Genomic DNA, 17721 nt, shown 5'->3' on the forward strand with positions numbered 1-17721 from the left:
ACTACCCCTCCAGCACCGTGGCAATGGCACGTTTCACCCGCTCGGGGCCCGGGAAGTAATCCCATTCCTGCGCATGCGGATAGGGCGTGTCCCACCCGGCCACGCGCAGGATCGGCGCCTCGAGCGCGTAGAAGCATTCCGACTGGATCAGCGCGGCAAGCTCGGCGCCGTAGCCCGAGGTGAGCGTCGCCTCGTGCAGCACGATGCAGCGCCCGGTGCGATTGACCGAGGCGGCGACGGCATCGAGGTCGAGCGGCAGCAGCGTGCGCAGGTCGATCACCTCGATATCGGCGCCGCTTTCCTCGACCGCGGCCAGCGCGACGTGGACCATGGTGCCGTAGGTCACCAGCGTTGCGGCGCTGCCGTCGCGCACGGTGCTGGCCTTGCCCAGCGGTATCTCGTAATGGCCGGGCTCCACCTCACCCTTCTCATCCTTGCTCCACGATCGCGAGGGGCGGTCGAAATGGCCGTCGAAGGGTCCGTTATACAGGCGCTTGGGCTCGAGGACGATCACCGGGTCGGGGTCGTTGATGGCGGCGAGCAGCAGGCCCTTCGCGTCGGCCGGGGTCGAGGGGACCACGGTCTTCAGCCCGGCAACATGGGTGAACAGCGCCTCGGGGCTCTGGCTGTGGGTCTGGGCGCCGAAGATGCCGCCGCCCGTGGGCATGCGGACGACCATCGGGCAGGTGAACTCCCCCGCCGAGCGGTAGCGCAGGCGCGCAGCTTCCGAGACGAGCTGGTCATAGGCGGGGTACATGTAATCGGCGAACTGGATCTCGACCACGGGTTTCAGCCCGTAGGCCGCCATGCCGATGGCAGTGCCGACGATGCCGAGCTCGCTGATCGGCGTGTCGAAGCAGCGCTCGACGCCGAAGCGCTTCTGCAGCCCCGCGGTGCAGCGGAAGACCCCGCCGAAATAGCCCACGTCCTCGCCCATCACGACGACATTTTCGTCGGCCTCCATCGCCACCTCGTGGGCGTTGCGGATGGCCTCGATCATCGACATGCGCGCCATGGTCAGTACCCCACTTCGTGACGCTGGCGGACCAGGTGCGGCGGCATTTCGGCGAAGACATCCTCGAACATGTCGCGCGGGCTGGGGCGGCGGCCGGAATGCAGCGTGCCGATCGCCTCGGCTTCCTTCTGGGCGGCGACGACCTCGTCCATGATCTCGGCCTCGGCCTGGGCGTGGCGCTCCTCGGACCATAGCCCCTTCTGGATCAGGTGCGCCTTGAGCCGGAGGATCGGGTCGCCCAGCGGCCAGGCGCTCCCCTCCTCCTTGGGGCGGTAGGCCGCCGGATCGTCGGAGGTGGAATGGCCGCCAGCGCGGTAGGTGACGTATTCGATCATCGTGGGCCCAAGGTCGCGGCGGGCACGCTCGGCGGCCCAGGCGGCGGCGGCATGGACGGCGAGATAGTCGTTGCCATCGACCCGGAGCGCCGGGATGCCGAAGCCATGGCCGCGCGCGGCGAAGGTGCCGGCGCCGCCGCGGGCGATGCCCTGGAAGGTGGAAATGGCCCACTGGTTGTTGACGATGTTGAGGATGACCGGCGGCTTGTAGGTCGAGGCGAAGACCAGCGCGCCGTGGAAATCGCTTTCCGCGGTCGAGCCGTCGCCGATCCAGCCGGCGGCGAGGCTGTTCTCGCCCTTGATCGCGGCGGCCATGGCCCAGCCGACGGCCTGCACGTATTGCGTGGCGAGGTTGCCGGAGATCGAGAAGAACCCGTGCTCGCGCGAGCTGTAGAAGACCGGAAGCTGCCGGCCGCGCACCGGGTCGCCATCGTTCGAGTAGACCTGGCACATCATCTTGGTCAGCGGATAGCCCGCCGCGATCAGCAATCCGGCCTGACGGTAGGTGGGGAAGTTCATGTCGCCGGGGCGCAGCGCCTTCTGGAAGGCGCAGGAAATCGCCTCTTCGCCCAGGTGCTGCATGTAGAAGGAGGATTTGCCCTGCCGCTGGGCCTTGAGCATCCGGGCGTCGTAGGCGCGCAGCATCATCATGTGGCGCAGCCCGTCGCGGATCGCGTCATCGTCGAGCGAGCCGGCCCAGGGGCCGACCGCCTCGCCGTCGCGGTTCAGGACGCGGATGATGGTGAAAGCCAGATCGCGCAGCTCCTCGGGGCTTTCATCCGGCTCGGGCCGCCGCACCTCGCCCGCGCGGGGCACGCGGACATGGGAGAAATCGGGCTGGTCGCCGGGGCGGATGGCCGGTTCGGGCACGTGCAGGCGGGGGGCGCGTTCCTCGGTCATGCGTTCTGTCCCGGTTCGAGATCGACGAAATTGGCGATCCGGTCGATGAAGTTGCGCGCAAGCTGCTCGGGCGGGTCGCTGAGCACGATGTCGAAGACGTAGAGGCTGCCCTCCTGCCGGTCGAAACTCATGGTGGAAAATCCGAGCCCCATGCGCCTAGCCGTGTCCATGACGCGGCTGACGGTGTTCAGGGGATCGCAGCAGTAGAACCTGGCTTCCATGGGCGGGCACCTCCTGCGGGAAGGGTACTCCGGGGCAGGAAAAAGGTGCTTTCGATTTCTGTTGGTGTACAACCGTATTCCAAAAGAATACACTACCTGGACGGACTTACGCAGTAGAGTATTTCGCAATGCCGCAGAGCCCTCAGATCGATGATATCGACCGCCGAATCCTCCGGACACTGGCCGAGGATGGGCGTGTGTCGAACGCGCGGCTGGCGCAGATCGTGGGCCTCTCGGCCAGCCCGTGCTGGCAACGGGTGAAACGGCTGGAAGATCACGGCGTGATCACCGGTTACCGGGCGATTCTCAACCAGGACAGCCTCGGCGCGCCGGAAATCGTGCTGATCGAGGTGGTGCTCGACCGGCATGACGACCAGACGCTCGAGGTGTTCGGGCGGGAGATGGAAAAGCTGCACGAGGTGCTGGAGGTTCACCTGACGACCGGCGAATACGACTATCTCATCAAGGTCGCGGTGAACGGGACGCGCGGGTACGAGGAGTTCCTGCGCAAGAAACTCTACAAGGTGCCCGGCATCCGGCATTCGCGGTCGAGCTTCGTTCTGCGCAGCCTGAAGAACGTGCAGGCCTACCTGCCGAACGAGGAATAACCTGCCTCAGGCCGTTCGGGCGACGGGGGCGTCCAGCCACGCCACCAGGTCGCAGATCCGGCCGATCTTCAGGTGGTGACGGCGGGCGAAGATCACCAGGTCGTCGAGCCGGGCCATCGTGCCGTCGGGGTTCATGATCTCGCAGATCACGCTGGCCGCGGGCCGCCCGGCAAGTTGCGCGATTTCGACCGATGCCTCGGTATGCCCCGCCCGCCGGCGCACGCCGCCATCGCGGGCACGCAGCGGGAACACATGGCCCGGCGTGACGATATCGGCGGGCCCGGCATCGGGCGCAATCGCGGCGGCGACGGTACAGGCGCGGTCCCTGGCGGATATGCCGGTGGTCACGCCATGGCGCGCCTCGATCGAGACGGTGAAGGCCGTGTCGTGACGCGACCCGCCCCGTTTCGGCATCGGCGGCAGATCGAGCCGGTCGATCATCTCGCCCGACATCGCAAGGCAGATCAGGCCGCAGCCCTGCCGCGCCATGAAGGTGATCGCCGCAGCGTCGGCGGCGTCGGCGGGGATGACCAGGTCGCCCTCGTTCTCGCGGTCTTCGTCGTCGACAAGGATGAACATCCGCCCGGCGGTGGCCTCGGCAATGATCTCGTCAGGGCCGACGATGATGTCGCGTTCCGTCTCGCGGGCCGCGTCTTGGGGCGCTGTCCGGATGGTTCGCATCATGTTCATGGGCCTGCCTTTCCTGTTGCCGTATCGAGGCGGGGCGACTCGCCTGCCCTCTCGTATTCCACTGGTATACTAGATGGAATGTCAAGCGGTCAAGGGCCGGCGATCTTGCCCCACGGCTTTGCGAGGCGCGGCTCAGGTCATCAGGCCAAGGATGTATTTCTCGTTCCGGTCGTAGAGCGCCGACAGCTCTGCCTCCACCCGTTCCGGCGCGCCGTCGGCGGCGGCCCGGATGACCTTCGCGTGCTGCACCAGCGCCTCGGGCAGCGCGGACCGGCCACGCTGAGTGTGCCAGAACCGGCGCACCAGCGCGTGCACCGGCTTCATCGCGTTGGTCAGGAACCGGTTGTCAGCCGCCTGTTCGATGATCGCGTCGAACTCGGTGTCGTGCGCGATATAGTCCGACAGGTTGCCCGAGGCGGCACAGGCTTCGGCCTGCGCCGCGATCTCTGCAATCCGGGCGCGCTGCGCCGCACTGGCCCGTTCGGCCCCACGGCGGATCAGGCGGATCTCTATCCCCCGGCGGAACTCCAGCAGGTCGAGCTGGCTTTTCAGGTCGACCTCGGTCACGACGATACCGCGCCGCGGGAGAATGGCGACAAGGTCTTCCCGCTCCAGCCGCTTGATCGCCTCGCGGATGGGCGTCCGGCTGAGACCCAACGAGGCGCCGAGAGAGTTTTCCGACAGAAGCGAGCCCGGCGGAAGCTCCAGCGTGACGATCCGTTCGCGGATGGTCGAGTAGGTGTCTCGCGACTGTTTATCCATGTCGCTGCCGTCCTCGGCAGGGGAAGCGAAGCTGTGCGCCACTCGAATATCCAATTGGCTGGGATCGGGTTCCAGCGGCTATACCATGCCGTCCATAAGCGGCCAAGCGGAGGGTGACGGCCGGACGCGCCGTTCTTGTATTCCAGCAGGATACATGCAAGCCTCCCATCGTCGCCACGCCCGGGCGGCGGATTGAGAGGGAAAGCGCATCATGAGTTTCGAGGCCACCGGTGCGGAGATCACGCAAGGCGCCTTCTGGCGGACGGTCGGCGCACGGCCCGTGGGGGCCACGGTGATCACCGCCAGCGGTGATGCCGGCCCGGCCGGGTTTCTCGGCCTCTCCTTCGCGCATGTCTCGGCCGACCCGCCGACGGTGCTGGTCTCGGCCGGGAAAAGCACCTCGGCGCTGCCCGTCATTCGGGCGGCCGGGCATTTCGCCGTCAACCTCCTGCCCGGCGGGGCGGAAGAACTGGCGCGCCTTTTCGGCGGCGGGTCGGAGATGGCGGAGCGGTTCGCCACTGGCCGATGGGCAAGCTTCGTGACCGGGGCGCCGGTACTCGACACCGCCGCGGCGGTGTTCGACTGCCACCTGCAACAGGCGGTCGAGGACGAGGGCGCGGTCATCCTGATCGGTCGCGTGGCCGGCGTGCGCACCGGCGGGGCGGGCGTGACCCTCGCCCACCAGGGCGGCTACCGCGATCTCTGACCGGGTCATGAGCTGACGTCCAGGTCGTAGATCCTTGCGGCATTCGCGAAGAACAGCTTGTGCCGCTCAGCGGCATCCAGGCCTTGCGTGACCTTCTTGAGCGCGTTCCAGAGCGTGACGTAATCACAGCTCATCGCGTCGACCGGGAAATTGCTTTCCATCATGCAGCGCCCCGTGCCGAACGCCTCGATCCCGGTCTCGACACAAGGCCGCCATGTGCGGGCCAGCGTGTCGCTGTCGGGCTTCACCTCCGCCTGATCGAAGCCGAACCCCCAGAACGGCAGGCCGAAGCCGCCGATCTTGGCCATGACGTTCGGGCGGCGGGCAAGCTCGCGGAGGCCCTTGGCCCACTCGCTGAAAACACCCTGCCTGTCGGCATCGGACATCCCCATGGCCATGGCGAAACCGAGGTGATCGAGGACGATCACCGTTTCGGGGAAGGCATCGGCAAGGTCGGCCACGTCTGCAAGCTGCGTATGGAAGACGGTGGCCTCGAAGCTCAGGCCGCGCGGCCCGAGTTCGGCAAAGCCCGCGCGGAACGCGGCGGCGTTCAGAAGATCCGGCGGCGGCGGGTTGAGGACGTAGCGGAACGGCTCCGGGCTGGGATGCGACAGGGCGACCTGCCGGACGCCGCGAAACCGGCCGCCGCCCGCCGCGACATGCGCGTCGAGCGTCTGCGCCACCGCATCGCCCCGCGCAAGGTCGGCATGGCCCACGATCCCCGCGTTGATGCGGCAGGAGCCGTAGGTGCCGCTTTCGCTCATCGCGGCGATGCCCGCGGCGAACTCGGTCTCGCCCACGGGTTTCAGCGCCTCCGGCCCCTCGGCCCGGCACATGGCCTGGCTCTCGATATAGACCGTGGCGCGGATGTCGTGCCCGGCCGAGACGTCGGCGAGATAGGCGTCGAACAGGTAGCGGCGGCCCGGCCGGTCGATCAGGTGGTGGTGGGCGTCGATGATCGGCATCTCCGGCTCGATCGCGGTTTCGGGGGTGGGTGTCCCGCTGTCGGTCATGACGCTGCCTTTCCTGCCGCAACTTCGAGGATCATGGCCGCCGCCTTCTCGCCGATCATCAGCGCGGGGGCATGCAGCGCGGCGTTGGGCATGCGCGGCATGATCGAGGTATCGGCCACGCGCAGCCCCTCGACCCCCCGCACCCGGAGGGACGGGTCGAGCACCGCGCGGTTGTCGGCGCCCATCGCGCAGGTGCCGCTCTGGTGATAGGAGGTGCCGGCATTGCGCCGGATTTCCTCGATCAGCTCGTCCCGTGTCCGAACCTGCGGGCCCGGCGCCAGCTCACGCCTGATGTAGCGGGCGATGGCCGGTTGGCGCATCACGTCGCGCATCCGCTGCACACCCGCCGCCAGCACCTCGATATCGCGCTTGTCGGTGAAATAGCCGGTGTCGATCCGCGGCGGCGCCAGCGGATCGGCAAAGCGCAGCGAGACCCGCCCGCGGCTGTGGGGCGTCCCCTGGTAGATGGTCAGCCCGAAGCCATGCTCGCGCGGCAGAAGATCGAAGATGCCCTTGCCGCCCGAGGGGGGCAGCGCAGACAGGAAGACGACCTGCATATCGGCCGCCTCGAGCGCCGGGTCGCTTTTGAAGAACCCGCCGACCGAGGCGAAGCTTTCCGCCAGCGGGCCGGTGCCCCGGGTGAGGTACTGCCACCCGGCCCGCAATGCGCCGCCCGCGGTGACATGGCTGCGGGCCGTCACCGGGTGCGAACAGGCATATTGCGGGCGGTAGCAGGGATGGTTCTGCAGGTTGCCGCCCACCTCCGGCGCATCGACCAGAACGTCGATCCCCATGTCGCGAAGATGCTCCGCCGGGCCGATGCCGGAATGCATGAGCAGCGTGGGGCTCATGATGGCGCCGCCGCAAAGCACCACCTCGCGCGAGGCGGAGAAAGTGACCGCCCTGCCCTTCCGCACCGCCTGCACGCCGGTGGCCCGGCCGTTCTTTATCGTCACGCCGGTGACCTGCGTATTGCGTATGATTGTCAGGTTCGCCCACTTGCCCGCCGGTCCGAGAAAGGCCCGCGCGGCGCTGTGGCGGCGGCCGTTGTGGATGTTCAGGTCGTAGATGCCAAGGCCTTCGCGGTGGTTGGCGTTGAGATCCTCGACCACCGGCACCCCCTCCGCGCCCGCCGCCTCGAGGAAGGCATCGCAGATCGGCAGGTCGGGCCGCGCGGGGCGCAGGTGCATCGGGCCGTCGGCGCCGTGCCATTCGCCGGCGCCGCGGGCGTTGGTTTCCGTCTTGAGGAAATACGGCTTCACCTCGTCGAAGGACCAGCCGGTGCAACCCATCCCGGCCCAGGCGTCGTATTCGCCGGAATGGCCGCGGCTGTAGACCATGCCGTTCATGCTGCCCGACCCGCCCATCACGCGGCCCTGCAGGAAGGTCAGCGGGCGGTCGTTCAGCGCCGGCACGGGCTCGGTCAGGAAGTTCCAGTTGTAGCGCGCCAGCGTGCCGGCGGCGAAGCCCAGCCCCGGCACCCGCAGAACCGGGCTGGCGTCGCGGCCGCCCGCCTCGATCAGCAGTACGCTGGCCGCGCCCCCCTCCGACAGGCGCGCGGCGACAACGCAGCCGGTGGCCCCGGCGCCCACGACGATGTAGTCGTATGCCGCGCCGGTCATCCCCCTCAGCCCCGGTTGCCGACGACGCGTTCGAGCACCCGCTGCATGGCGGCAAGATCCTCTCTCGGCACGCCCCGGAAGAGATCCTGCTCGTTGGCGCGCGTGTGTTCGACCACCGCGTTGATCCGGTCCTCCCCGGCCTCGGTCAGCCGCACCCGGCCCGCCCCGTCGATCGACAGAAGGCCCAGCGCCTCGAGCGATTCGAGGATGTTCTGGCTGGCGTTGAAATCGAGGAATATCTCGGGCAGGAGGTCATGGAGGGTGCTGTCGGGATAGGTCTGCACCGTCTTCAGAAGCCGCGCCTGCATCAGCGTCAGGCCAAGTCCCGCGGTCTTCCGGCTCTGCTCGAGCCGATGGGCGACCGCCCCGTAGGCACGCGCCAGGAGCTGCGCGAGCGGCGGTGCCCCGGCACCGTCCGGCGCGGTGGGCGGGGCATCGGTGGTCACGCGCGTCGCGGGATGGTCGGCCGCCACGGCATAGCGCCCCTTCGAGAACAGCAGCGGTTGCCGGTCGTAGCGGGCAAAACGCTCGACCTGCCCGATCAGGATCAGGTGATCGCCGCCGGTATGGGTTTCGGCCAGGCTGCATTCGAACGAGGCCGCGACGCCCGCCAGGACGGGCGCCTTGCCCGCACCCTCGCGAATTTCCAGCCCGTCGAACTTGTCCGGCCCCGAGCGCGCGAAATTCTGCGACAGGTCCATCTGGTCATCTGCCAGCACGTTCACCGTGAAATGCGTGCAATCGCGGAAGGCCGGGAAGCTCTGGCTTTCGTATTTCACCGACCACAGCACCAGCGGCGGATCGAGCGAGACGGACGCGAAGGAATTCGAGGTCATGCCATAGCACGTGCCATCGACGCAGGTGGTGATCACCGTGACGCCGGTGGCAAACTCGCCAAGGCTGCGGCGAAAGCCGCTGAGGTCGTCGCCGGGATATCCGTCTTCGACAGGCTTGGTCATTTGGGTCTCCCTGTTGGGGTTTGAGGGCGGGCGGCGCCGCTAGCGGAATGGCAGCCAGAGCACGATCTGCGGAAAGGCCACCAGAAGCCCCACGGTCAGCAGCACGATCACGACGAAGGGCAACGCCCCGAAGGCGACATCGCTCAGCGCGATGTCGCTGCGCACGGCCTTGATGGTGAAGAGGTTGATGCCCACTGGCGGCGTGATCAGCCCGACCTCGAGCAGCAGCACAAGGACGATGCCGAACCAGATCGGGTCATAGCCGAGGTTCGTCACGATCGGATGCACCACCGCCAGCGTCATCAGCATGAGCGACAGCGCGTCGACGAACATGCCAAGCACGAGGTAGACCACCACGATCACCCCGAAGATCGCCAGCGGCGGGAAGGCGAGGCCCGCCACGAACCGGCCGATCTCGATATTGATACCCCAGGTGTAGACCGCGAAGGAAAACACCTGCGCGCCGATCACGATGAACAGGATCATTCCGCTCAGCATCACCGTCTCGGTCAGCACCCGGCGCAGCATCGGCACGGACAACGCCCGCTGCCACGCCGCCGCCAAAAGCGACATCAGACAGCCCAGTGCCGCGGCCTCGGTGCTGGTGGTCCAGCCGGCGTAGATCCCGCCCAGCACGACGAGGATGATCGCCATCACCGGCAGCACGCTGTTGAGCCCCTCCGCCACGCTGACCTTGGTGATCTCCGAGCCGTGCACCCGCGGCGCCAGCGACGGGTTCAGCAGCGCCCGGACGAAGATGTAGGCGTGGAACAGCGAGACCATCAGCAGTGCCGGCAGCAGCGCCGCGATGAACAGGCTGCCGATCGATTCCTCGGCCAGCGAGCCATAGACGATCAGCGGGATGCTGGGCGGGATCAGGATGCCCAGCGTGCCCCCCGCCGCCAGCGTGCCGGTCGACATCCGCCGGTCATATTTCAGCCGCTCGAGGCTGTTGAGCGCGGCCGAGGCCACGGTCGCCGCGGTGGCCATGCTCGACCCGCTGACCGCCGAGAAGACGGCGCTGACCGAGATGTTGGCATGCAAAAGCCCCCCCGGCAGGAAGCGCAGCCAGCGGGCGACGGTTTCGTAGAACCGCTCGGCCACGCGTGAATGCTGCACGATCTGGCCCATCAGCACGAACAGCGGGATGGCGATCAGCGTCTCGCCGCTGGCCGTGTTGAACACGGTATGGGCGATGCCCGACATGTAATTGGGGTCGTAAAGCAGCGTCCAGATCACCCCGGTCGCCCCCAGCACGAGGGCAATGGGAAAGCCGAATGCCAGAAGCAGGACAACCGTGAGCCCCATGAGAACCATGACCGTCACGAGCGGTCACCCCCGGCCCGGCCGAACGCCCGGGCCTCCTCCCAAAGGATCAGCACCTCGCTCAGAAGCATCAGGACGATCCCGAACAGGATGCCGCTTTGCACGACGTACATCGGCAACCGCAGGATGCCCTGGAACCGCGCCCCGCCCTGCCAGTTCGAATGGGCAAGATCGGCGCAGTACCAGACCAGGCAGCAAAGGTAGGCGATCATCAGCACGTGCCCCGCCATGCTCAGCACCGCCCGGGCCCGGCCCGGCAGGTGCGCCACCACGAAATCGGTGGCGATATGCCCGCGCGTGCGCATCACCATCGGTAGCGCAAGGAAGATCATCCACGCCATCAACAGCCCGCCGCCCTCGCTGCCCCAGTAGAACTCGACCTGCAGCCAGCGCAGGATCACGTCCGCCAGCAGCAGCGCGAAAAGCACGATCAGCAGAGCGGCGGAGGCAAACACCCCCGCACGCTCGTGCCACCTGGCCTGTCCGGTTTCCATCGGCCCACCCGGTCCCTGCTCAGTTCAGCTCGATGCCGAAATCCGACAGGATTTCCTTGGCCTGCGGGCCCGCCTGCTCGGCCCATGCCGGGAAGACATCCTCGACCGCGATGCGGTGGAATTCGCCATAGAGCTCGGGCGACGGGTTGGTGATCGTCAGCCCCTCGTCCTTCAGCTCGGCGATCTTCTGTTCATACGCCTTGGGCATCAGCTCGCGGATCTCGGCCTCGACCTTGCCCATCTCCTCGACCAGCACGGCGCGCACCTCGTCGGGAAGCTCGTCCAGCTTTGCCTCGGCGGCCACCATGTCGAAGGACAGGAGCGTCAGGTTGGTGGTGAAGCCCGAGGTGAGAACCTCGTTCCACTTGAAGCTCACCACGGCGCCGGCGCCGGTGATCACCCCGTCGATCACCCCGCGCTGCAGCCCGGTATAGGCCTCGGCGGCGGCGATGTTGACCGGGGACGCGCCGGCGGAGGTCAGGAAATCGGCCTGAACGGGGGAAAACGCCCGCACCTTCTTGCCCTTCATGCCCTCGATATCCGTCACCTCGTCGGTGAACCATATGTTGATCGGGTCGTAGAACTGCGTCGACAGGCTGACGGCGCCGTGCTCGTCGATGATGCCCTGCTTGTACTCGCTGATGGTGGGCGTGCTCCACGCCTTCAGCGTCGCCTCCTGGAAGCCGGCCGCATCCTCGAGCTCGGCCATCACGAAGGGCAGCTCCGGCCCCGCCAGAAGCGGATAGGTCGAGGCGTTGTATGCCGGGATCCACTCGGTCATCTCGACAAGCCCGTCGCGGATGAGGGTCAGGCTGTCCGTCGCCTTGTAGGGCGTCTCGCCATAGGAGACGTACTCGATATGCAGCGCGCCATCGGTGCGCTCCTCGACGCGCTCGAAGCCTTCGATCATGATCTTGGCATAGTCATGCGCGGCATTGATCACGCCGACATAGCGCCAGTTGTAATCCGCGGCATATGCCCCGGAGGCCTGTACGAGCAGGGCGGCCCCGGCGGCCATCATGTGTAGAGTTTTCATGTCTTCCTCCCAGTGTTGCGCCGTTTGCTACCAGAGTTTTCCGGGCGGCGCGCCCGGTCGTTTCAGAAACCGAGGTTATCGCGAAGCGTGTTCCCCGGGTAATCACGGCGCACGAGGCCCCTGTCCTGTAGGATCGGTACCACGTGGTCGACGAATTCCTCGACCATGCCCGGCTTGGTGGGCGCGCTGAGGTTGAAGCCCAGCGCCCCGCTTTCGCGCCAGTAGCGTTCTATCTCGTCCGCCACCTGTTCCGGCGAGCCCACCACCTGTGGCAAACCGACCGACAGGCCCATCTGGATCGCGGCCTCGCGCACGGTGATCTTCTTGCCGGTGTCGCTGCCGATCTGGCTCAGCGCCTGCGCCATCCCTTGCGAGGCCTGCGTCGGCACCTCCTCGAGCGGCTGATCGGGGTCGAGCGTGCTGCAGTCGATGCCCAGCGGCGCCGACAGCCGGCTCAGCCCGGCATCGAGCGGGACACGTTCGCGCAGCGCCTCCAGCCGGGCTTTCGCTTCCTCCTCGGTGCTGCCAAGGACGTATTGAAGCCCGAACAGGATACCGATCGGATCGCGGCCCGCCTGTGCCGCGGCATCGTCGAACCGCTCGCGAAATTTGGTCATGGCCTTGAGATGCGGCTGGATCGCAAAGATCGCCTCGGCGTGTTTCACGGCGAATTCCATGCCGCGGCCGGACGAGCCCGCCTGGAAGATCACCGGGCGCCCCTGCGGCGACGGCAAGGTCGGCGAAACCGCCTCGCAGCGGAAATACCGACCCTCGTGATGCACCTTCTCGATCTTGTCGGGATCGGCGAGGATGCCCGCGGCTTTGTCCATCGGCAGCGCGCCGTCGCCGAAACTGTCCCACAGCTTGTAGCAGACCTCCATGAACTCGTCGGCGGCATCATAGCGCTCGGCATGGGGGACGAGTTGCTGGCCCACCGCCTTGTGCTCGGCCTGCATGTGCCCGGTGACCACGTTCCAGCCGATGCGCCCGCCGCTGAGGTAATCGAGCGTCGAGAGCCGGCGATAGGCCAAGTAGGGCGAATTGCCGGTGATCGAGAGGGTGACGCCGACCCCGAGATGCTTCGTGGCGGCGGTCATCACGGCCGCCAGCGGCATCGGGTCGTGCGTGGGCCAAACGACCCCGTATTTCAGCGGCGTTTCCGGCCCGCCCTTGTACTGGTCCGAGGCGGCCGGGGTGTCGGCAAAGAAGGCAGCATCGAAGCAGCCGCGCTCCAGCGTGCGGGCCATGTCCTGCCAGTAGGCGAAGTTGCCCATCCCGGCGAGCTGCCCGTCCTCCTCGCTGGCCCAGCTCAGCGCCGTATGGGTGATGGGCGAGTGGAAGAACATGTGAACGAGGTGGATCTCAGACATGGCCGCCCGCCTCCGGATCACGCCGCTCGGGGCCGCACGCGGGCCCATGAATTCGGTCTGCCGGCCGGTCGGGCAATGGTCCTCTCCTCCCAATTCGCGGTCGCCCCTGTGACGGTCCTGATGAAAGGTCCGGCGGGCGTGGCGATTCCATGGGTAGGCTACAACTGGTATTCCAGCTTGTATACTAGTTTTTCATTCATCTTTGTTTCGGCCATGGAAAAATCCAGCAACACACTGGCCACAAATGAAAAAGCCCCGCCAATCCCGGCGGGGCCTCTCCTAATCTCTCACGTTCTGACGGTCAGCCTTCAGCCATGGCCACCGCAGCAATTGCCCGGCAGGCCGCCGCCGGTGACGCCCGAGTGGTTGCAGCAACCGCCCTTCCACCACTCGGCCCCTTCGCCGTGGCAATACTTGCCGTCCGCCCCGGTCATCTTCATGAACAGCGGGTGGTAGTTGCGGCAGACTTCCAGCTCGGTCTTGACCCAGTGCAGCGGGTCTCGGCCATAGTGATCCCAGTAGTCGCCTTCCATGTTCAGCCCCGGCACCGCCGGATTCCAGCTCTCATCCAGCCACAGGTCGACATCGCCGTACTTGGCGCAGAGCTTGCGGATCTCCGGATCGTCCAGCGCGCCGAGGCGGCCGTTCTCGATCAGCGTCTCGTTGTCGCCTTCCCGCTCCATTGTGTAGGTCGGGAAATAGAGGTGCAGGTGCCAGTGGCCCACCGGGTGCCCGGCCCGCGCCGCGCGCCGTTCTGCCATCGACGAGATGATTGTGCCGAAACCCATGTGGATGACGCCCGAGCGCACCCGCTCGTACAGGCAGTTGACGAAGCCCGACGGGAAATCCTTGCGCGGGCGGTGCACGTGGGGGTTGGTGCCGATGGAGGCCTCCCACCAGTAGAGCAGGCCCTTGCCCGGAAACTCGGGGTATTCGAGGTGGTCGGTCTGCTCCTTCAGCTCGCGCAGCCGGTCGCCGAACTCGCCGCCCTCGTTGATCTGGGTGATCTTCGAGTTCTCGACGATCAGCTGGGTCCAGTCGCAGGGCGCGATGTGGTTGGTGGTGCCGGCGATGACGCCGTTGCCGTCTTCCTTGCCGGGCAGGAACATCCACGGCCGGCCGGTGACGTGGCCGGGCAGGTACTGCTTGCCGAAATGCTCGTTCGTGGTCCATGTCCGCCCGGTCAGCTCGGGGTCGTAGAACTCGCGCTTGCTGTCCCAGTAGCCGGCATGGTTGGTGAACTCGATATCGGTGCCTTCGGGGTCGACGATGCGGGCGCGCTTGCAGGTGCGCACGCGGTCCCATGTCCAGCGGTCGATGGCGTTCAGCACCTCGATCGGCATGGTATGCGCCGGCGAGGCCAGGATTTCCGGCGTGATGAACGGCATGCGCTGGATCTTGATGTGACGTTCGGCCAGCACCGGGCCGCCATAGCCCATCAGGATCTTGTCATAGGCCTGTTCCTTCTCGGCCTCTTCCCACCAGTCCATCCATTCCGCCAGCTCGCGGGTGCGGAACAGGTAGTAATCCACCTCGTCCGTGCCGATCCACTGGGGCACCGGGCCGCGGTCGATCTTCTTGATCTCGTACTTCACCCCGTATTTCTCGAGGATCTTCTGGCAGGCCCGGATCACCAGGTCGGAATGCCAGTTGTCGACCCGCAGAAGCACGCGCTCGCCCGGTTTCAGATCCCAGCAGGCGTTGAGCCCGTGGTTGTAGGGGCGCTGCGCCACATGCTCGAGGTAGGGCAGCAACTGGTCGGGGTCCGTCACCTCGACGAAGGGCGGGCAGCGCGGCGGTCGCGTCTCGATCAGCGGCGGGCGGTCGAAGCTGGGCACCGCCTTGGGGCGCGCGGCGATCCGCTCGCGGCCCGGCGTCGCGCCAAGCGCGTGCGGCGGGCGTTCGGCGGCGATACGGGTGAAATCCTCTGGCATCCTGGTCTTCCTTAACTCATTCCGCGGCGCTGGCCCGGATATCCATCAGCAGGAACTTCTCCTGCTGGTTCTCGATTTCCTCGAACCCAATGAAATCCTTGAAATCGCCCATGCTCATGACCGGATGCGGCAGGTCGCCGGTGTTCAGGTCGGCCATCAGCTTGGCGTAATTGTCCTGCATCGCCTGCGCGGCGGACATCAGGCCCACCAGCGGGTAAGTCGCAAGCCCCGCGATCTCGCGGATCTGGTCGGCGGTGATGTCCTTTTCCAGCCAGCCGAGGATCTGCAGCGACAGCGGCACGCCCGCCGCCTCGCGCAGTTGCTTGAGGCTGTCGAGATCGGTGAAGGTCTTGCTGATCGGCTGCACGAGATCGGCGCCCGCCTCGACATAGAGCTTCGCGCGTTCGATGGCGCCCGATACGGTGGGCGCGTCGGTGCGGGCGATGATCAGCGTGTCGGGGTTCCTGCGGGCCGACACGGCAGCGCGGATCTTGCCCGCCTGTTCATGCGCGGGCAGGATTTCCACCTGGTTCGCCACGGCGGGGCAACGCTTGGGGGCGAGCTGATCCTCGAAGATCATCGCAGCGACGCCCGCGTGCTCGAACTCCCGCACCGTGCGCATGACGTTGATGGCGTTGCCATAGCCGGTATCGGCATCGGCAATGACCGGGATGTTGACGGCGTTTGCCACGTTGCGCACCACGCCGAGGTTCTCGGTCATGGTGTAGAGCTCGACATCAGGGAAGCCGAAATTCGTGGCCGACAGCGCGAAGCCCGAGGTCATGACCGCCGGCGCCCCCGCCTTCTCGGCCAGCATGGCCGACATCGCATCGAAGCAGCCGGCCACGAACTGTGTCTCGCCCGCGCGGGCCTTGGCTGCGAAGTCTCGTTTCACGTCATCGTTAATCATGGGTCAGGCCTCCTCGCCTTCACGTGCATGCAGGTATCCGACGATTCCGCCGGCCTCCAGCATTTGCTTGTCGCTCTCGCTGAGCGGTTCGATGGGCAGTTCCGTCCCCGCCGTCAGGTTTCGCAGAACACCCGCGGCCCAATCGACCTCGATCTCGTCCCAGCGGCTGACCGCGCCGATGATGCCGGGGCAGATCACCTGCGGAAAGCCCATCGCGATCTCGCCGCGCCAGTAGCCGGGCGAGAAGCTTTCGCCGATCACGCCGCCGATGCCCAGCTTGCGCATGCCGATCATCGGCGGGTAATGCGGGTGGCCGTAGCCGAAATTGTGGTTGCCCACGAGCAGGTCGCCCGGCTGCACCTTTTCCGCAAAGTCGGGGTCGTCGGCGGCCATGCACAGCTTGGCCAGCTCGTCGGGGTCCTTGATCTTGATGTTCTTCACGCCGACGATCTGGTCGACGTCGAAATCCTCGTCCTCGAAGATCCAGGCCACGCGCCCCCTGAGGTTGGCCAGCGTCATGACGGCACCTTTTCCTTGGCCGCGGCCAGGTAGGGGCGCGGATCGGCGATCTTGCCCTCGATGGCAGAGGCCGCGACGGCCGCCGCGTTGACGATGTAGATGTCGCTGTCGGGCGACCCCATCCGCCCGCGCACGTTGAGCGTGCCGGTCGAAACCGCCTTCTGCCCCTCGCGCATCGCGCCCATGCGGCCGAAGCAGTAATCGCAGGAGGACGAGCTGATGAAGGCGCCCGCGTTGATCAGGCGGTTGAGGATCCCTTTCGAGGCCGCCTCCTCCATGATCTCCTGGCTGGTCGGGATCACGTAAAGCTGGAACCCGTCCTTGATCCGGCGGCCTTCCAGCACGTCGGCGGCCAGTGCCAGGTCCTCGACGCGACCGGAGGCGCAGGAACCGAGATAGCCCACCTGCACCTCGGTGCCCGCCACCTCGCTCAGGTCGCGGGTGTTGGCCGGGCTGGGCGGGATCACGGCGACGGGTTCGAGGTTGGTGATGTCGATCTCGTGCCGCGCGTGGTAGTTTGCGTCGGGGTCCGAGAAGAGCGGTTCGATATCCAGCTTCTGGCGCTCGCGCATGTAGGCCAGCGCCTTCTCGTCGGGGTTGTTGATGGCCGTGATGGCGCCGGTGAACATGGCCAGGCAGTTGATCGTCTGCCGCGCCTCCAGCGACATCGCCTCGATCGCCGGGCCGCCGATCTCCATCACCATGCCGCGACAGGCGCGGGGCCCGAGCTCGCGCACGATATGGTGGAACACGTCGCGCGAGGTCACGCCCATCTGCAATTCGCCGGTGATGTCGATTCGCACCGTCTCGGGCACCTGGAACTTGATCCGCTCCTTCACGAACGCCTCGAGCAGGTGGCGCCGCACGCCGATGGCCAGCGTGCCGAAGGTGCCCAGCTGCGAGATATGCCCGTCGAAATGCACCACGAAAGCGCCGGGCGTGGCATAGCCCAGCTCGGCCGCGACCTGGTGGCCGATGCCCTTGCGCTCGTAGACGGGCACGTTGTTCTTCTTGCCCCAGCTGCGGGTGCCTTCGTGCAGGTCCTCTTCCGCCGCGGTGGCGGTGGGCACCATGTGGTCGATGAACAGCGCGTAGCGGTCGGGCTCGGCCACCTTCTCGATGCCGAACTCCTCTTCCATCTGGCGGAAGATCACGTCGGTGTAGCCCGGGAAATCGTAGGCGATGACGAAATCCGGCTTGGCGAGCAATTCGTCGCCGGCCCGCGCTTCGGTTTTGCCCGACACGCGGGCGAGAATCTTTTCGGCTATGGTGAAGCCCATGCTCCGACCTCCCTTCGGATT

The 17721-nt window shown here is 66.7% G+C and carries 17 protein-coding genes and 1 pseudogene; 2 read left to right on the forward strand and 16 right to left on the reverse strand.

Annotated features, from left to right (window positions below):
• Window position 1: 1 nt before the first annotated feature.
• From QUV18_RS08000 to QUV18_RS08010, 3 genes are read right to left on the reverse strand one after another with little or no spacing between them, the layout of a single operon-like run.
• Complete coding sequence (locus QUV18_RS08000; protein WP_300893119.1) at window positions 2-1015, reverse strand: alpha-ketoacid dehydrogenase subunit beta; 1014 nt, start codon at window positions 1013-1015, stop codon at window positions 2-4.
• Window positions 1016-1017: 2 nt separating this feature from the next.
• Window positions 1018-2250, reverse strand: a complete 1233-nt coding sequence (locus QUV18_RS08005) for a 3-methyl-2-oxobutanoate dehydrogenase (2-methylpropanoyl-transferring) subunit alpha (protein ID WP_300893120.1) — start codon at window positions 2248-2250, stop codon at window positions 1018-1020.
• On the reverse strand, window positions 2247-2471 hold the full coding sequence (locus tag QUV18_RS08010) for a hypothetical protein (protein WP_300893122.1): 225 nt from the start codon (window positions 2469-2471) through the stop codon (window positions 2247-2249). The genes QUV18_RS08005 and QUV18_RS08010 overlap by 4 nt, the downstream gene beginning before the upstream one ends.
• 128 nt (window positions 2472-2599) lie before the next feature.
• On the opposite strand from QUV18_RS08010, the gene QUV18_RS08015 reads away from it, so the two are divergent.
• Window positions 2600-3079, forward strand: coding sequence for an Lrp/AsnC family transcriptional regulator (locus QUV18_RS08015; RefSeq protein WP_300893124.1), 480 nt, complete (start codon window positions 2600-2602; stop codon window positions 3077-3079).
• Window positions 3080-3115: 36 nt separating this feature from the next.
• On the opposite strand, the pseudogene ribB reads toward QUV18_RS08015, so the two are convergent.
• Together ribB and QUV18_RS08025 are read right to left on the reverse strand one after the other, a co-directional pair.
• Window positions 3116-3760 (reverse strand): annotated as a pseudogene (gene ribB / locus QUV18_RS08020) (3,4-dihydroxy-2-butanone-4-phosphate synthase); the annotation flags it as partial.
• Window positions 3761-3901: 141 nt separating this feature from the next.
• The gene (locus QUV18_RS08025) at window positions 3902-4531 is read right to left on the reverse strand and encodes a GntR family transcriptional regulator (protein WP_300893126.1); all 630 of its coding nucleotides are present in this window, start codon (window positions 4529-4531) and stop codon (window positions 3902-3904) included.
• A 211-nt stretch (window positions 4532-4742) separates the two neighbouring features.
• Here QUV18_RS08025 and QUV18_RS08030 point away from each other — a divergent pair, with 211 nt between their 5' ends.
• The gene (locus tag QUV18_RS08030) at window positions 4743-5237 is read left to right on the forward strand and encodes a flavin reductase family protein (protein WP_300893127.1); all 495 of its coding nucleotides are present in this window, start codon (window positions 4743-4745) and stop codon (window positions 5235-5237) included.
• A gap of 5 nt (window positions 5238-5242) precedes the next feature.
• On the opposite strand, the gene QUV18_RS08035 is transcribed toward QUV18_RS08030, so the two are convergent.
• The 11 genes from QUV18_RS08035 to QUV18_RS08085 all read right to left on the reverse strand — a co-directional run bounded on the left by QUV18_RS08035 (window position 5243) and on the right by QUV18_RS08085 (window position 17700).
• On the reverse strand, window positions 5243-6250 hold the full coding sequence (locus tag QUV18_RS08035; RefSeq protein ID WP_300893128.1) for an amidohydrolase family protein: 1008 nt from the start codon (window positions 6248-6250) through the stop codon (window positions 5243-5245).
• Complete coding sequence (locus tag QUV18_RS08040; protein ID WP_300893131.1) at window positions 6247-7872, reverse strand: GMC family oxidoreductase N-terminal domain-containing protein; 1626 nt, start codon at window positions 7870-7872, stop codon at window positions 6247-6249. The genes QUV18_RS08035 and QUV18_RS08040 overlap by 4 nt, the downstream gene beginning before the upstream one ends.
• Before the next feature lie 5 nt (window positions 7873-7877).
• Window positions 7878-8831, reverse strand: a complete 954-nt coding sequence (locus tag QUV18_RS08045; RefSeq protein ID WP_300893134.1) for a flavin reductase — start codon at window positions 8829-8831, stop codon at window positions 7878-7880.
• 39 nt (window positions 8832-8870) lie between these two features.
• Window positions 8871-10148 (reverse strand): TRAP transporter large permease subunit, encoded by a 1278-nt coding sequence (locus QUV18_RS08050; RefSeq protein ID WP_300893244.1) that lies wholly within the window; start codon window positions 10146-10148, stop codon window positions 8871-8873.
• A 5-nt stretch (window positions 10149-10153) separates the two neighbouring features.
• A complete protein-coding gene (locus tag QUV18_RS08055) occupies window positions 10154-10651 on the reverse strand; it encodes a TRAP transporter small permease subunit (protein ID WP_300893136.1) in 498 nt (165 codons plus the stop codon).
• A gap of 19 nt (window positions 10652-10670) precedes the next feature.
• On the reverse strand, window positions 10671-11687 hold the full coding sequence (dctP, locus tag QUV18_RS08060; protein ID WP_300893137.1) for a TRAP transporter substrate-binding protein DctP: 1017 nt from the start codon (window positions 11685-11687) through the stop codon (window positions 10671-10673).
• A 62-nt stretch (window positions 11688-11749) separates the two neighbouring features.
• Complete coding sequence (locus tag QUV18_RS08065; protein ID WP_300893139.1) at window positions 11750-13057, reverse strand: NtaA/DmoA family FMN-dependent monooxygenase; 1308 nt, start codon at window positions 13055-13057, stop codon at window positions 11750-11752.
• Between the two features lie 308 nt (window positions 13058-13365).
• Window positions 13366-14991 (reverse strand): hypothetical protein, encoded by a 1626-nt coding sequence (locus tag QUV18_RS08070; protein WP_300893141.1) that lies wholly within the window; start codon window positions 14989-14991, stop codon window positions 13366-13368.
• Between the two features lie 16 nt (window positions 14992-15007).
• Window positions 15008-15901, reverse strand: a complete 894-nt coding sequence (locus QUV18_RS08075) for an isocitrate lyase/PEP mutase family protein (protein ID WP_300893142.1) — start codon at window positions 15899-15901, stop codon at window positions 15008-15010.
• Window positions 15902-15904: 3 nt separating this feature from the next.
• Window positions 15905-16420: a hypothetical protein gene (locus QUV18_RS08080; protein ID WP_300893144.1), complete on the reverse strand. Its 516-nt coding sequence runs from the start codon at window positions 16418-16420 to the stop codon at window positions 15905-15907.
• On the reverse strand, window positions 16417-17700 hold the full coding sequence (locus tag QUV18_RS08085; RefSeq protein WP_300893146.1) for an aconitase family protein: 1284 nt from the start codon (window positions 17698-17700) through the stop codon (window positions 16417-16419). The genes QUV18_RS08080 and QUV18_RS08085 overlap by 4 nt, the downstream gene beginning before the upstream one ends.
• Between the last annotated feature and the right edge of the window lie 21 nt (window positions 17701-17721).

The sequence above is a fragment of the Roseovarius sp. genome, from assembly GCF_030373445.1.
Classification (GTDB): domain Bacteria; phylum Pseudomonadota; class Alphaproteobacteria; order Rhodobacterales; family Rhodobacteraceae; genus Roseovarius.

Excerpts from the sequence above, each read along its gene's own strand:
- QUV18_RS08000 (WP_300893119.1), bottom strand. The coding sequence starts at position 1,015 with ATGGCGCGCATGTCGATGATCGAGGCCATCCGCAACGCCCACGAGGTG.
- QUV18_RS08005 (WP_300893120.1), bottom strand. The coding sequence starts at position 2,250 with ATGACCGAGGAACGCGCCCCCCGCCTGCACGTGCCCGAACCGGCCATC.
- QUV18_RS08010 (WP_300893122.1), bottom strand. The coding sequence starts at position 2,471 with ATGGAAGCCAGGTTCTACTGCTGCGATCCCCTGAACACCGTCAGCCGC.
- QUV18_RS08015 (WP_300893124.1), top strand. The coding sequence starts at position 2,600 with ATGCCGCAGAGCCCTCAGATCGATGATATCGACCGCCGAATCCTCCGG.
- QUV18_RS08025 (WP_300893126.1), bottom strand. The coding sequence starts at position 4,531 with ATGGATAAACAGTCGCGAGACACCTACTCGACCATCCGCGAACGGATC.
- QUV18_RS08030 (WP_300893127.1), top strand. The coding sequence starts at position 4,743 with ATGAGTTTCGAGGCCACCGGTGCGGAGATCACGCAAGGCGCCTTCTGG.
- QUV18_RS08035 (WP_300893128.1), bottom strand. The coding sequence starts at position 6,250 with ATGACCGACAGCGGGACACCCACCCCCGAAACCGCGATCGAGCCGGAG.
- QUV18_RS08040 (WP_300893131.1), bottom strand. The coding sequence starts at position 7,872 with ATGACCGGCGCGGCATACGACTACATCGTCGTGGGCGCCGGGGCCACC.
- QUV18_RS08045 (WP_300893134.1), bottom strand. The coding sequence starts at position 8,831 with ATGACCAAGCCTGTCGAAGACGGATATCCCGGCGACGACCTCAGCGGC.
- QUV18_RS08050 (WP_300893244.1), bottom strand. The coding sequence starts at position 10,148 with ATGGTTCTCATGGGGCTCACGGTTGTCCTGCTTCTGGCATTCGGCTTT.
- QUV18_RS08055 (WP_300893136.1), bottom strand. The coding sequence starts at position 10,651 with ATGGAAACCGGACAGGCCAGGTGGCACGAGCGTGCGGGGGTGTTTGCC.
- dctP (WP_300893137.1), bottom strand. The coding sequence starts at position 11,687 with ATGAAAACTCTACACATGATGGCCGCCGGGGCCGCCCTGCTCGTACAG.
- QUV18_RS08065 (WP_300893139.1), bottom strand. The coding sequence starts at position 13,057 with ATGTCTGAGATCCACCTCGTTCACATGTTCTTCCACTCGCCCATCACC.
- QUV18_RS08070 (WP_300893141.1), bottom strand. The coding sequence starts at position 14,991 with ATGCCAGAGGATTTCACCCGTATCGCCGCCGAACGCCCGCCGCACGCG.
- QUV18_RS08075 (WP_300893142.1), bottom strand. The coding sequence starts at position 15,901 with ATGATTAACGATGACGTGAAACGAGACTTCGCAGCCAAGGCCCGCGCG.
- QUV18_RS08080 (WP_300893144.1), bottom strand. The coding sequence starts at position 16,420 with ATGACGCTGGCCAACCTCAGGGGGCGCGTGGCCTGGATCTTCGAGGAC.
- QUV18_RS08085 (WP_300893146.1), bottom strand. The coding sequence starts at position 17,700 with ATGGGCTTCACCATAGCCGAAAAGATTCTCGCCCGCGTGTCGGGCAAA.